Source organism: Variovorax boronicumulans (assembly GCF_030812215.1).
In the GTDB taxonomy this organism is placed as follows: domain Bacteria; phylum Pseudomonadota; class Gammaproteobacteria; order Burkholderiales; family Burkholderiaceae_C; genus Variovorax; species Variovorax boronicumulans_C.
The window spans coordinates 448,916-463,140 of the sequence record NZ_JAUSSG010000003.1 but is presented as its reverse complement, the minus strand read 5'-3'; the positions used below and the strand labels follow the sequence as shown (position 1 = coordinate 463,140).

11 protein-coding genes are annotated in these 14,225 nt (G+C 67.6%); 5 read left to right on the top strand and 6 right to left on the bottom strand.

Annotation, left to right across the window (positions count from 1 at the left end; all coding sequences use genetic code 11):
* Nucleotides 1–64: 64 nt before the first annotated feature.
* Entirely contained in the window at nucleotides 65–628 is a 564-nt protein-coding gene (locus J2W23_RS11335; RefSeq protein ID WP_307648784.1) for a DUF4303 domain-containing protein, read from the top strand.
* On the opposite strand, the gene J2W23_RS11330 is transcribed toward J2W23_RS11335, so the two are convergent.
* On the bottom strand, nucleotides 629–2,047 hold the full coding sequence (locus tag J2W23_RS11330; protein ID WP_307648783.1) for an aldehyde dehydrogenase family protein: 1,419 nt from the start codon (nucleotides 2,045–2,047) through the stop codon (nucleotides 629–631).
* 114 nt (nucleotides 2,048–2,161) lie between these two features.
* Between J2W23_RS11330 and J2W23_RS11325 the strand changes: the two genes are divergently transcribed.
* Complete coding sequence (locus J2W23_RS11325) at nucleotides 2,162–3,073, top strand: LysR family transcriptional regulator (RefSeq protein WP_307648782.1); 912 nt, start codon at nucleotides 2,162–2,164, stop codon at nucleotides 3,071–3,073.
* A gap of 8 nt (nucleotides 3,074–3,081) precedes the next feature.
* Here J2W23_RS11325 and J2W23_RS11320 read toward each other — a convergent pair whose 3' ends face one another.
* The 5 genes from J2W23_RS11320 to J2W23_RS11300 are packed head-to-tail and all read right to left on the bottom strand — an operon-like array spanning nucleotide 3,082 to nucleotide 8,055.
* Nucleotides 3,082–4,044 carry a Bug family tripartite tricarboxylate transporter substrate binding protein gene (locus J2W23_RS11320; RefSeq protein WP_307648781.1) on the bottom strand — a complete coding sequence of 321 codons (963 nt, stop codon included), beginning with the start codon at nucleotides 4,042–4,044 and terminating at the stop codon, nucleotides 3,082–3,084.
* On the bottom strand, nucleotides 4,041–4,937 hold the full coding sequence (locus J2W23_RS11315) for an amidohydrolase family protein (protein WP_307648780.1): 897 nt from the start codon (nucleotides 4,935–4,937) through the stop codon (nucleotides 4,041–4,043). The genes J2W23_RS11320 and J2W23_RS11315 overlap by 4 nt, the downstream gene beginning before the upstream one ends.
* 7 nt (nucleotides 4,938–4,944) lie before the next feature.
* On the bottom strand, nucleotides 4,945–6,129 hold the full coding sequence (locus tag J2W23_RS11310; RefSeq protein WP_307648779.1) for a CaiB/BaiF CoA transferase family protein: 1,185 nt from the start codon (nucleotides 6,127–6,129) through the stop codon (nucleotides 4,945–4,947).
* A 21-nt stretch (nucleotides 6,130–6,150) separates the two neighbouring features.
* Nucleotides 6,151–7,146, bottom strand: a complete 996-nt coding sequence (locus J2W23_RS11305; RefSeq protein WP_307648778.1) for a tripartite tricarboxylate transporter substrate binding protein — start codon at nucleotides 7,144–7,146, stop codon at nucleotides 6,151–6,153.
* A 39-nt stretch (nucleotides 7,147–7,185) separates the two neighbouring features.
* Nucleotides 7,186–8,055, bottom strand: coding sequence for an HpcH/HpaI aldolase/citrate lyase family protein (locus J2W23_RS11300; protein WP_307648777.1), 870 nt, complete (start codon nucleotides 8,053–8,055; stop codon nucleotides 7,186–7,188).
* Between the two features lie 76 nt (nucleotides 8,056–8,131).
* Between J2W23_RS11300 and J2W23_RS11295 the strand changes: the two genes are divergently transcribed.
* From J2W23_RS11295 to J2W23_RS11285, 3 genes are all read left to right on the top strand, one after another.
* Nucleotides 8,132–9,019, top strand: coding sequence for a LysR substrate-binding domain-containing protein (locus tag J2W23_RS11295; RefSeq protein ID WP_176659700.1), 888 nt, complete (start codon nucleotides 8,132–8,134; stop codon nucleotides 9,017–9,019).
* Between the two features lie 161 nt (nucleotides 9,020–9,180).
* The gene (locus J2W23_RS11290; protein WP_307648776.1) at nucleotides 9,181–12,225 is read left to right on the top strand and encodes a sensor domain-containing diguanylate cyclase; all 3,045 of its coding nucleotides are present in this window, start codon (nucleotides 9,181–9,183) and stop codon (nucleotides 12,223–12,225) included.
* A 103-nt stretch (nucleotides 12,226–12,328) separates the two neighbouring features.
* Nucleotides 12,329–14,215 (top strand): GspE/PulE family protein, encoded by a 1,887-nt coding sequence (locus tag J2W23_RS11285; RefSeq protein WP_307648775.1) that lies wholly within the window; start codon nucleotides 12,329–12,331, stop codon nucleotides 14,213–14,215.
* The last annotated feature ends 10 nt before the right edge of the window (nucleotides 14,216–14,225 follow it).

Below are 14,225 nucleotides of genomic sequence, written 5' to 3'. Positions count from 1 at the left end.
GGCCGAGACCGGTGAGAGCGCGCCGATCTAACATCGCGGCTCGCTCACTTGTCCTCCACCTCGCATGACCTCTTTCGATTTCGAAACGCTGCGCGTCCAGATTCGCGAAGCCGCCCGCACCGCCTTCGGCACGCTGCGCGCAGCGCACCCGAACGAGCGGTTCTACGCGATGGCCCTCTACGCCGACGACGGTGCAATGACGGTGTGCCCGAGCGCCAACAGCGAAGAAGCGCTGCAGCGCATCCTCGTGGACAACGACTGCACCGATCCCCGGGATATCGCCTACACCCGCTGGGGGACGGCGGAGTGGGCGTACGAAGACCAGCATGCAGAAGGTTTCAACGCAGTGTGCGATCGCCTGCGTGCCCACGTGCTGGCTTCGGGCGACGACGAGCGCGCCATCGCCGCATTCGGCTCGCGGCTGAACGACACGATGGTCCAGGCGCTGGCCGAGCTGGACCAGGAGGGCTTCTTCGGGACTGGTGCCGACAGGCAGGCGCTGACGCTCTTCTGCAGCATCTCGGACTCCGACGATGCGGAAGCATTCGAGGACGATTCGGCGAAGCGGCTGAATCCGCCCGCGGTGTTCGCCCTCTTCAAGGCCCGCTGGGGCGCGTCCTCCGCCTGATCACGCCGACACGATGGTCTTCGGCTCCAGAAACGCCTCCAGCCCGAACACCCCGTACTCCCTGCCCAGCCCCGATTGCTTGACGCCACCGAATGGCGCCGTGAGCGCGGGCCTGATCGCATTGACCATCACGCCGCCGGCCTCCAGCCGCTCGGCGACGCGGCGCGCGCGCCCGGGGTCCGAAGAAAAAACGTACGCCTGCAATCCATAGGGCGAGTCATTGGCGATGCGCACCGCTTCTTCTTCGTCGTCATAGGCCAGCAGGCACAGCACCGGGCCGAAGATTTCTTCGCGGGCGATCTGCATGTCGTTGCGCACGTTGGCGAACACGGTCGGCCTCACGAAGTAACCGCGCGAGAGATGCGCCGGACGGCCTTCGCCGCCGGCGACGAGCGTTGCCCCCTCCTCCAGCCCCGAGCGAATGAAGCGCTGGATGCGATCGTACTGGGCCTGATTCACCAACGGCCCGATGAGCGTCTGCGGATCGCGCGGATCGCCCACGCAGAGGCCCTCCACCGTGGTCTTGACGTGCTCGATCGCCTCGGCGAGCCGCGCGCGCGGCACCAGGATCCGCGTGCCGGCGATGCAGGCCTGGCCGCTGTTGAGAAAGCCCGCGCTCAACGCGAGCGGTATGGCCTTCGCGAGGTCCGCGTCGTCCAGGATGAGGGTGGCGGATTTTCCCGTGAGCGCCAGGCTCACGCGCTTCATCGTCTCGGCGCCCGCGCGCAAGATTGCCTTGCCCGTGGGCGTTGAGCCAGTGAAGGAAATCTTGGCGATGCCCGGGTGCGTGCTGATCTCGTTGCCGACATCGGCGCCACGGCCGTTCACGATGTTGACCACGCCCGGCGGCAAGCGCGCATCGTGGATGGCTTGTGCAATCACCTGCGTCTGGATCGGGCTCAGCTCGCTCGGCTTGATCACGCATGCGCAGCCCGCCGCGAGGGCGCTCGCGAGCTTGTTGCAGATGGAGCCCGCGGTGCTGTTCCACGGCGTCATCAGCGCGGCGACGCCCACCGGCTCCATGACCACCGTGGCCTCGCCGACAGAGCGCGTGAACGCATAGGCCTCGAGCGTTTCCACCGCGTTGGCAAAGCACTGCGAGGCGTAGTCGGCGACCCATTGCGCGCGCGACAACGGACCGCCGTATTCCTCGATGGTCGCTTCGCGGATCTCGTCGGTGCGCGCGAGCACGGCCGCTTGCAGGCGCCGCAGCATGTCGATGCGCTCCTCTTTCGTGCTGCGGCCGAAGGCGGGCTGCGCGCGCTGTGCGGCGGCGATGGCGAGCCGCACGTCGTCGCGGCTGCCGAGCGCGGCGGTGCCGATGCGCTCCTCGGTGGCGGGATTGACGATGTCGACGACTTCGCTGCCCTGCACGGGAACGAAGGCGCCGTCGATGTAGGCGTGAGAAAGGTGACGCATGGGACTGCTCCGTTGTCTTTCCCCGGAAATCCCCGGGTCATGAGCAATCTATGGCTGCCCAATCATCTTGAGAAGATGGAAAATTCAGCACGACTCATCCCGATATTCAGGACAATGCACAAGACAGGGCTGGTTGAATTCGAGGCCGTGCTGGCCGTCGCGCGGCGCCACAGCTTCCGGGCCGCGGCGCTGGAACTGGGCATGTCCACCTCGGCGCTCAGCAGCGCGGTGGCCGGGCTGGAAACACGACTGGGCGTGCGGCTCTTTCACCGCACGACACGCAGCGTGTCGCTGACCGAGGCGGGCCATGCGTTCCTCGCCCAGGTCGAGCCGGCGATCGCGCAGATCCAGGGCGCGATGAGCGCCCTCAACGACCAACGCGCCACTCCCACCGGCACCCTGCGCATCAACAGTTCGCTGGGCGCGGCGCGCATGGTCTTCGAGCCGATCGTGTGCGAGTTCCTGCGGCGCCATCCGGCGATGACGGTGGACATCGTCACCGAAGGCCGCATGGTCGACATCGTCGGGGAAGGCTTCGACGTGGGCATCCGGCCTGGCGAACTGGTGCCGCGCGACATGGTGCGCGTGCCGATCGGCGCGAAGCTGCGCATGGCGGTGGTCGGCTCGCCCGGCTACTTCGCAAGGCACCCGCCGCCGGGCTCGCTCGCCGATCTCTCCGCGCACCAATGCATACGCGCCCGCCTCCCCGGCGGTGCGCCCTCGCCGTGGGAGTTCATGGCCAAGGGCAAGGTGCAGGCGGTCGAGGTGCCGGGCCGGCTGATCCTCGATGCGCCGGCCCTGATGCTGGACGCGGCGCGGCAAGGCATGGGCCTTGCGCAAGTGGCCGAGTGGTACATCGAGGAGGACGTGGCGAGCAGGCGCCTCGTGCGCGTGCTGGACGACCGGATGCCTGCCGTCGCGGGGCTGGCGCTCTACTACTCGGGGCGCCGGCACATCTCCGCAGGGCTGCGCGCGTTCATCGACCTCGTCCACGAGGTGAACGAAACGGGCGCGATGCAGAGGTAGGCATTCGTTCAGTCGACCCGGATGTTGCGTACCTTCACCAACGCACTCACCCGTCCCGTCTCGTCCTGCACGAATTTCGCGAACGCCTCGGGCGTGCTGCCCGCGGGTTCCAGGCCGAACTGCAGCAGCTTCTGCTTCACGGCGGGATCGTTGACCGCCGCCTGCACCGCCTTGCCCAGCCGCTGCACGACATCGGCCGGCGTGCCCTTGGGCAGGAACACGCCGTTCCACTCGACCACGTTGTAGCCCGGCAGGCCCGACTCGGCGAGCGTCGGCGTGTCGGGCAATCCGTTCACGCGCTTGCTGGAGCTCACCGCCAGCGCGCGCAGCTTGCCCGACTTCACATAGCCCAGCGTCGACGCCACATTGCCGAAGTACGCCGACACCTGCTCGCCCATCACATCGGTCAGCGCAGGTGCACCGCCCTTGTAGGGCACGTGCATCAGGTTGACCTTGGCCTGCTCGTTCAGCGCCTCGCCCGCCAGGTGCGAGCCGGTGCCGCCGCCAGCCGAGGCGAAGCTCAGCTTGCCGGGGTTCTTGCGCGCGAAGTCGAGGAATTCGGCCACGGTCTTGTACGACGCGGTGGCGGGCACGACGAGGATCTGCGGCGCGGTGGCCACCAGCGAGACCGGAATGAAATCCTTCGTCGCGTCGAACGGCAGCTTGCGCAGCGACGGGTTCACCGAAAACGCCGAGGCGTCGTAGAGCACGGTGTAGCCGTCGGCGGGTGCCTTGGCCACGTTGTCCTCGCCGATCACGCCGCCGGCACCGGGCTTGTTGTCGATGACGATCTGCTGGCCGAGCGCGGTGCTCATGTGCTGCGCGACCACACGCGCGGTGTTGTCGGCGCCGCCGCCCGCGGCGTAAGGCACGACCATGCGGATGGGCTTGTCGGGCCACGCAGCCCAGCCAAGCAGCGGGGTGCACGCGGCCAGCGCGGCGATCGATTTCAGGAGGCGTCTCTTCGTCATTCGGATGTCTCGGGCTTTGTGGTTTCAGGAAAGTCGTAGAGCAGCGCCGGGTTGTCGACCAGCACGCGATGGCGCGTGGCCGCGTCGGGCACCCACTGGCTCAACAGGTCGAACAGCACCGCGTCGTCGGGCTTGGCCATGGGCTCGGTCGGATGCGGCCAGTCGCTGCCCCACACCACGCGCCCGGGGGCCTGGCGAACCCAGGCCTGCGCGATGCCGGTCGTGTCGGCGTAGCCATCCGCGGCACCCGCCTTCGAGTCGAGGTAGGGGCCGGACAGCTTGATCCAGGTGCGCCCGTTGTCGCGCAACCGGCTGACCACATCGAACGCGGGGTGCGAAAGCGCATCGGGCAGCGGCAGCCGCGCGAGGTGGTCGAAGACGATCGTGCACGGCAGCCGCGCGAGCAGATCTGCATGCGTCGCGATCTGGTCGGCGCTCCAGTGCAGTTGCACATGCCAACCGAGCGCATGCACGCGCTGCGCGAGCGGTTCGACCATCGAAAAATCGGTCGCCGCATTGGCCGGCGTGTAGAGGGTGAAGCGGATGCCGCGAACGCCGCCTGCATGCAGCCGCGCCAGTTCGGCATCGGTCACGTCGGGGCGAAGCACTGCGACTCCGCGCGTGCGCGCGGGGCCGAGCGCGCGAATGGCGTCGAGCGTCACGCTGTTGTCGGTGCCATGAACGCGCGGCTGCACGACGACCGTGCGCCGGGTGCCGATGCGTTGCTGCAGCAGGCGGTAGTCGTCGACCGTGGCCTTGTCGACCATCGCGTCCGGCGAGCCATGCAGCGCGAAGCGGCGGTCGTAGACGTGCATGTGCGCATCGCACGCGCCCTCCGGCGCCGCGCTGGCGGGTCGGCGCGTTCCGCCGCTGTTGGGGTAGCTGACGTCCATGCGCGTTTCAGCCGGCCGCGTTCGCGGTCTTCAGCACCTTGGCCGTGTGCTGCCCCAGCGTCGGTGCCGCAAAGGGCTCGGGGCCCGGCGTGCGCCCGAACTTCACCGCCCTCGTGAATCCGCGGTACGAGCCGAGCGTGGGATGCACGAAGTTCGCCACCATGTCCTCGGCCAGTACCTGCTCGTTGTCGAACATGTCCTCGACCGTACGTGCCGCCGCGCAAGGGACTTCCTCGCCGAACAGCTCTTCCCATTCGAGCGCGGTGCGCGCAGCCAGCGCCTCGCGCAGGCGGGGAACGATCTCCGCAAAGTGCTGCGCGCGCTTGCGCACCGAGTCGTAGCGCTCATCGGCCGCAAGTTCGGGCAGGCCCACCTTGGCGCACAGCGCCTGCCAGAAGTGCGGCGTGTTGGCCGAGATGTAGAGGTGGCCTTCGCGCGTCGGATGCAGGCCGGTGATACCGCCCGAGCGCATGTCGCGCCCCACGTCCTTCGCCTCGCCTTCGGCCCACACCATGCGGGCAGATTGCATCGTGAGCGCGGAGCGCAGCAGCGACACGCCGACGAACTGCCCTTCCCCGCTCTTCTCGCGCTCGTACAGCGCCGAGGCCACGCCCGCGGCCACGAGCGCGGCCGCGTAGTAGTCGACCACCGAGCCGTAGATGATCTCGGGCGGCTCGCCACGCTTGCCCTGCAGCGCGCACATGCCGGTCATGCTCTGCAGCACCTGGTCGTATCCGGCCTTCTCGCGCAGCGGGCCGGTCTCGCCATAGCCCGTGAGGCTGCAATAGATGAGGCGCGGATTGACCGCTTTCAGCTGGTCGTACGCAATGCCCAGCCGCGGCGGGACGCTGGGGCGGAAGTTGTGCACCAGCACGTCGGCGGTGCGCACCAATGCCATCAGCGCGGCCAGGTCTTCTGCATTCTTCAGGTCGAGCACCACGCCCAGCTTGCTGCGGTTCACGCCGATGAAGGCGCGGCTCTCGGCTTCGAGCGTCGAGGGGTACTTACGCAGGTTGTCGCCCGCGGGCGGTTCGATCTTGATGACCTCGGCGCCCTGGTCGGCCAGCAGCGAGCAGCCGTACGGGCCCGCGATGTAGGCGCTCAGGTCGAGCACGCGCAGGCCGCTCAACGGCCCCGCGGGGCCGGTGCGCGCGGGCAGGCGTGTGTCGTCTTTGTCGGCGTCGAAGCTCATGGATCCTTCTTTCCTCAATCGTCAGTCGGCGGTGATGTTCTGCTGCTTCGCCAGCTTCTTCCAGCGCTCGACGTCCTCGGCGATGACAGTGCCGAACTGCACGGGCGAGAGCGGCGTGGCGATGGCGCCTTCGCGCAGGAAGTTGGCCGCGATCTCGGGCCTGGTGATGATCTTGTTCACCGCGCCGTTGAGCCTGGCGACCACGTCGGGCGGCGTGCCCGCCGGTGCGAGCAGGCCCCACCAGAGCTCGAACTCGTAGCCGGGCACGGCCGTGGAAATGGGCGTGAGGTCGGGCGCGATCGGACTGGGCTTCAAGCTCGTGATGCCCACCGCACGCAGCTTGCCGGCGCGCACCATCGGCAGCAGCGAGGGCCCGCTCGAGATCAGCAACTGCGTCTGGTTGCCGACGAGGTCGGTCACGGCCGGACCCATGCCCTTGTAGGGAATGTGCGCGATCTGCAGGTCGCCCACCTTGGCCTTGAGCAACTCGGTGCCGAACTGGTTGACGCTGCCCGCACCCGACGAGGCGTAGTTGTACTGCCCCGGCTTGGCCTTGATGGCGGCGATGAGCTCGGCCGGCGTCTTCGCCGGGAACTCGTTGTTCACCGCGACGATGAACGGCCCCTTGGCGAACATCGCGACGGGCGCGAGGCCCTTGACCGGATCGAAGGGCAGCTTCGACTGCACGGCCGCATTGGTCGTCATGCTCGACGACACCGCCACCAGCGTGTAGCCATCGGGCGCGGCCTTCGAGACCTGCCCCGTGCCGGTGTTGCCGCTCGCGCCGGGACGGTTGTCGATGATCACCGGCTGCTTGAGCTCATCGCCCAGTTCCTTGGCCACCTGCCGCGCGAAAGTGTCGTTCGAGCCGCCCGCTGGATAAGGCACGACGATGGTGATGGGCTTGGTCGGGTACGCGGCCTGCGCGAATGCGCTGCCGCTCAACAGGCAGCCGCCGGCGATGGCGGCAACAACAACGGCGAGCGTGCGCAAGCGAAACAACGGGGAAATCTTCATCTGTCTTGTCTCCTGATTTTTTTGGGGAAAGCGAAAGGCTCAAGCCGGCAGCAGGCCCAGGCTGCGCGCGCTCGCAACGATGGCGCGTGCGCGGATCACGAAAGGGATGTCGATCATTTTTCCGTCGACCACGTAGGCGCCCACGCCCCTGGCATCGGCGTCGCGGGCCGCCTCGACCACCTTGCAGGCGTGGGCGATTTCTTCGTCGGTGGGCCGGAACACCTCGTTGGCGATCGCGATCTGGCTCGGGTGGATGCAGGTCTTGCCGAGGAAGCCTAGGTTGCGCGACAGCACGGCCTCGGCGCGAAAGCCTTCGGCATCGCGGATGTCCGCGAACGCACCGTCGTAGGCGTAGACACCCGCCTCGCCCGCGGCGATGCGCATCGCGAACATCGCCTGCTGGATCGCGGCCGGCTCGCGTCGCGCAATGCCCAGCGGCTCGAACAGGTCGCCGAGCCCCAACTGCAGCCCGGCCACGCGCGGATGCGCCAACCCGAGCTGCGCTGCGATGCGAAACGCCGAAGGCGCTTCGATGTTCAGCAAAAGGCCGATGGGCGTGCGCACGCCATTGGCCTCTTCGGCGCGCTCGATGGCCTCGACCGCGGCACGCACATGCGCCGGGCTCTCGGGCTTGGGAATGTTGATGAGGTGCACGCCGGGCTGGGCCACCGCCGCGATGTCGTCCGCGAAATGCGGCGTGTCCATCGCGTTGACGCGCACGATCACGGTCTTGCCCGATGCGGCCGGCTCGCCGCCCCGCAGAAGTTGCCGCACGGCATCGCGCGCCTCACCCTTGCGCGGCTCGGACACCGCATCCTCCAGGTCGAAACACACGCCGTCGGCCGCACCGTCCAGGGCCTTGGCGAACAACTCGGGGCGCGTGCCGGGAACGAACAATTTGCTTCTCATGCGCCGCAGTGTGCGCATCGCATGAGAAAAGAAAAACACATGCTTTCTATGATCAGTTCATAGAAAATCTATCTTCATGGAAACCGCCTACCTGCAAAGTTTTCTCCTGGTGGTGGAGTCGGGCTCGATGTCGGAAGCGGCACGCCGGCTCGACCTGACGCCCGCGGCCGTGGCACAGCAAATACGCACGCTGGAACGCGAGCTCAACGCACCGCTGCTGGCGCGCGCGGGCCGCACGGTGCAGCCGACCGAGGCGGGGCACCTGCTGGTGCAGCGTGCGCGCAACCTGCTGCGCGAAGTGGGCGACATCAAGACGCTCTTGAACAGCGATGCGGCCGGCGGCGAACTGCTCATCGGCACCATCAACACGGCCATCCACAGCCTGCTGCCGGACATCCTCGCGCGTTTCGTGAAGACGCATCCCGGCGTGAAGGTGTTCCTGCAATCGGGCACGACGGCCACGCTCCACAAGGCGGTGCAGCAGGGCGAGCTCGATGCGGCGGTGTGCCTCCATCCGCCTTATGTGCTGGCCAAGACCTTCGACTGGTCGCTGCTGCGCGAGGAGCCGCTGGTGCTGCTCGCGCCGAGCCGCCTCGCCAGGCGCGATCCGCACGAGCTGCTGCGAACCTCGCCGCTCATCCGCTACGACCGCGCGCTCGGCGGCGGCAAGCAGGCCGACCGGTACCTCCGCGCCGCGGGCATCGTGCCGCAGGAGCGCTTCGAGCTCAGCTCGCTGCTGGCGATCGCGATGATGGTCGACCGGGGACTGGGCGTTTCGCTGGTGCCCGACATCGCATCGCCGCTGCTCGATGGCCAGCGCATCGCGAAGATTCCGCTGCCGCTGCCCTCGGAGCCGCGGCGTTTCGGCGTGCTGTGGCTGCGTGCGTCGCCCCGGCAGCGGTTGATACAGGGGTTCGTCGACAGCGCAGCACGCGTGATCGAGACAAGAGGCGCGCCAGCCTGAGCGCACCGGCGCCCTACGCCCGATCAGGTGAATGGCTACTTGCGCTTCTCTCCCGGAACGCCTAACTTGCGGGCCTGCACCAGTTCCTTGGTTGCGATGCACTATGCAGGTCAATGAATCCAACAGGTTCCAGAAAACTCCGCATCGGTCTGAACACGCGCATGAGCCTCGGCGTTGCTGCAGTGGTGCTGGCAGCCACGTTCGCCATTGCCACGGCTGCGCTGCAGTTCGTCAAGACCAGCATGCGGGAGTCGATTGCCCAGGAGGAGTTCGCGCGCGTTTCGGCCCTGGCGGATGCGGTTGACCAGAAGTTCATCAGCCGGCGCACGCTGCTGAAGACTTTCGGCGACAGCGCCGAGGCGCTCCGGGTGCCGGATGCGGCGCCGCTGCAGGCTTTTCTGGAGCGGCACACGTCGCTGCGCGAGGCGTTCGACAACGTGGCCTTCATCGACATGGACGGCAACCTGGTGGCAAACCTCAACAACGCCAGCCAGGTGCGCCGGGTGAACGTCAAGGACCGCGCGTATTTCCGGGACACGGTGGCCTCCAGGGCGGGCGTGATCTCGGAGCCCTATCGCAACCGGCTGAACGGCCTGGCGCAGGTCGCCATCACCGAGCCGGTGCTGGACAGCGCCGGGCGGGTGCAGTTCGTGATCTCGGGCTCCATCAACCTGAAGGAGCGCAACATCCTGGGCGAGCTTGCGAGTGTCAGGTTCGGCGAGACGGGGTACCTGTTCATCACCACGACGAACGGCATCGTGGTGGACCATCCCCGCGAAGAGCGCGTGCTCGAAGCCGCCAGCCCGGACACGGCACGCAACCCCGAGATAGAGCGCGCCATCGCGGGCTTCGAGGGCGCGACCGAGGGCGTCAACCGGGCAGGCGTGCACGGCCTCTATGCGTTCAGGCGATTGCGGCAGGCGGACTGGATCATGGGCGCCATGTATCCGCGCGACGAGGCGTTTGCACGTGTCGACGCCATCGAGCGCGCAGCCTGGGCCGGGGCCTTCGTGCTCGCGCTGCTGGCGGGTGGGATCGCATTGGCTGTCGTGCGGCGGCAGCTCAAGCCCCTGACCGCGCTGCACCGGCACATGCTGGATGCACAAGCCGCACCGGCCGAAGTGGCCGCGCTGCGCACATACACCAACGATGAAATCGGCGATCTCTCACGCACCTTCGACCGGCTGATCCGGCAGCGGCAGGCCGACGAGAAGTTCCTGCGCGACATCACCGACAACCTCCCGGCCATGGTGTCGCATGCCGACGCGCAGGGGCGCTACACGTTCGTGAATGCCCGCCTGTGCGAGAAGCTGGGCCAGAGTGCCGCGCAGCTCATCGGGCAGCCGGTGCAAAGCATGCGCAGCCCCGGCGACGACGCGGCCCTCGAAGCGGGCCTGCGGCGCGTGGCGGCGGGCGAATCGGTCAGCCTGGAGCGCCGCGACACGTCGGGGTCCGGCGCGGAAGAGCGCTTTTTCCAGACCGACCTGATTCCCGACCTCGACAACGCCGGGCAGTACCGCGGCTACTACGCCATGACCTTCGACGTGACGGAGCGCAAGCGCATCGAGGTCAGCCTGGCGCACAGCGAGGCGAAGGTCCGCATCATTGCGGACAACATTCCTGCGCTGGTGTCGCATGTCGACGCGTCGCTCAACTACACCTTCGTGAACGCCCACATCCGGGCGCTGCATCAAAATGACTCGATGGTCGGCCAGTCGATGCCCGAGGCGCGCGGTGCGGCGGATTTCGCCATCGTCGAGCCCTACATCCGGCGCGCCCTGGCCGGCGAGACCGTGGTCATCGAGAAAAAGGGCGACCCTGCGCGCGGCATCGGCGAGCGCACCTACAAGGCCCACTACATTCCCGACCAGGACGCCAGCGGCGCGGTGCAGGGCGTGTTCGCGATGACCTTCGACATCACCGATGAAGTGAACGTGCGCAAGGCCCTGACCGAGCAGGAGAAGCGGCTGCGCGACGTGACCGACAGCATTCCCGCGCTGGTGGGCTACTTCGACACCGGGGAAAACTGCCTCTACGCCAACAGCCGCGCACGGCAGATGGCCGGCCATGGCGACCGGCCGCTGGACGGCGTCACGCTGCGCTCGGCCCTGGGCGAATCGATGTACGCACAGCACGCGCCCTACATCCCGGTGGTGCTCGCGGGCAAGCAGGTTCGCTTTCCGCTTCATGCGCCGCTGCACGGCAAGGACGGGCACTTCCAGGCCCACCTGGTACCCGACAAGGACCTTGGTGGCCGCGTCCTGGGCTTCTATCTCATGACCTTCAACATCACCGCGCTCAAGCAGGCGGAACTCCAGCGCGCCGACAGCGAGAACCGGCTGCGCACCATCACCGACAACCTGCCCGCGCTCATCACCTACATCGACCGCGAGGAGAACGTGACCTTCGCCAATGCCACCCATCGCGAGTGGCTCGGGCTGGACCCCTCCCAACTGCTGGACCGCCCGCTTCACGACGTGGTGGGCGCCGGCGTGTACCGCAAGCGCAAGGCCATGATCGACCGGGCGCTTGCCGGCGAGCGTGTCGAATTCGAGGACCAGACCGGAACCGGCGGCACAGACCGCGTCACGCGCGTCAGCCTGGTGCCCGACATCGGCGCGGACGGGTCCACGCACGGCATCTTCTCGCTGTGCCTGGACATCACGGCGCTGAAAGCGGTGGAGAGCCAGCTGATCGAGCTGGCCCGGCTCGACACGCTCACGGGCCTGCCGAACCGGCTCGCCTTCAACGAGCTCCTGCCCGCGGCGCTCCTGCGCGCGCAGCGCACCGGAAGCGCGATGGCCCTGATGTTCCTGGACATCGACGCCTTCAAGACCATCAACGACACGCTGGGCCACGCGAGTGGCGACAGCGTTCTGGCCGAATACGCCAACCGCCTGCGGTCCAGCGTACGCGCCACCGACACCGTGGCGCGGCTGGCGGGGGACGAGTTCGTCGTCGTGCTGGAAAACCTGCCTGCGCGGGACGCGGCGGCAGCCGTTGCACAGAAAATCCTCGCGCAGATTCGCGCACCCGCGTTTCGCCTCGACAGCCAGCGGCTGCAGGTCACGACGAGCATCGGCATCGCATTCCGCCAGGGCGGCGATGCACCGGTCACCGCCGAGGAATTGCTGGCGCATGCGGACAGCGCGCTGTACGCCGCCAAGTCGGCGGGAAGGAACAGGTTCGAGTTCTTTTCCGATTGATCCATTCATTGCCCATGAACCGCGGCCCCGGCCGCAGCACCGCTCCACGCCAAGGCACGTCATGCACGCCGGCGCGGAGAAACCAGAACAGGAGATCCCATCCATGCCATCCGCCGAAGTCACCACACCGGAACAACTGCTGGCCGAACTCGATGCCCAGACCCGCATGCCGATTGCGCAGATCGGCCAGACGCTGATGTCGCTGGGCATGATCACGGCGGAGCAGCTGCACGGTGGGCTGGCGCAGCAGCAGCTCGCCCCCACGGTGCCGCTGGGCGAGACGCTGGTGCGCATGGGCATGATCAACCGCGCCCAGCTGCAGACGGCGCTGGTGCACAAGATGGGCTATCCGCTGGTCAACCTGCACCTGTTCGCGCCGTCCGCCGAGGCCTTGCGCAAGATCGGCCACAGCGCGGCGCAACGCCTGCAGGTGATGCCGCTGATGCTGCACGAGGGCCGCCTGGTCCTCGCGCTGGACGATCCCTCGAACCGGCGTTCGGCGATCGACGAGGTGGAATTCATTGCCCAGGTGAAGGTGGTTCCGGTGGTCGGGAAATGCCTCGACCTGGACGGCGTGCTGCACAAGGCCTACGAGAAGCTCGGGGACCCCGCGACACCGCGCCCGGCCAGCCTCGATCCGATGCGGCCGCTGGAATTCGACATGGCCGGCACCAGCGAACTGCTCGAAACGCTCGAGAAAGAAGGCCGCTCGATCGCCAGCACCGAGGCGCCGATCGAGCAATCGGACAACTCGCTGGTGCGCATGATCAACAGCATGATCCTGGAAGCGCACCGCGAAGGCGCATCGGACATCCACGTCGAAAGCTCGCCCGGCGACGAAAAGACCCGTATCCGGTTTCGCCGCGACGGCCGGCTCTATACGTACCTGGAGCTTCCGTCCAGCTATCGCAACGCCGTGGTGGCGCGCATCAAGATCATGTGCGACCTGGACATCAGCGAGAAGCGCAAGCCGCAGGACGGCAAGATCAACTTCGGCAAGTACTCGCCGCAGCACCGCATCGAGTTGCGCGTTGCCACCATCCCGACCAACAACGGCCTGGAAGACGTGGTCATGCGCCTCCTTGCGTCGGCCAAGCCCATCGCGATGAACGCGCTGGGCCTCTCGCCGCGCAATCTCGCGCAACTCACCCAGGCGGTCGAGCGCCCCTACGGCATGGTGCTGTGCGTCGGGCCCACGGGTTCGGGCAAGACCACGACGCTGCACTCGGCGCTGATGCACATCAACACGCCGGAGCGAAAGATCTGGACGGCCGAAGACCCGATCGAGATCACGCAGGCGGGGCTCAGGCAGGTGCAGGTCAATCCGCGGATCGACTGGACCTTCGCCAAGGCACTGCGCGCCTTCGTGCGCGCCGACCCCGACGTGATCATGGTGGGCGAGATCCGCGACGAGGAAACCGCCAGGACGGCCATCGAGGCGTCATTGACCGGGCACCTCGTGCTTTCGACACTGCACACCAACAGCGCCCCCGAGACCGTGACACGGCTGCTCGACATGGGCATGGACCCCTTCAATTTCGCGGACTCCCTGCTGGCGGTGCTGGCACAGCGGCTGGTGCGTCGCCTCTGCACCCAGTGCACCACCCGCAGCCCCGCGAGCCCCGAGACGGTCGAGGAACTGCTCTCCGACTACATGCATGCGTTCGGCGCGGAGGCCACGCCCGCCGAACGCAAGGCGTTGCACGGCGACTGGATCGCGCGCCATGGGCACGACGGCCATCTGCACACCTTCAGCAGCACCGGGTGCGCGCATTGCGGCGACACCGGCTTCAAGGGCCGCGTCGGCATCCACGAACTCATGGTGGTGTCCAGGACGCTTCGCCGCCTGGTGCAGAACGGGGCGCGTGCCGAGGAACTGCAGGAGGCGGCGCTGCGCGAAGGCATGCGCACGCTGCGTCAGGACGGTATCGAGAAGGTGCTGGCCGGTCAGACGACCATCGAGGAAGTGCGCGCGACCAGCAACGTGTGAGCGGGAATCG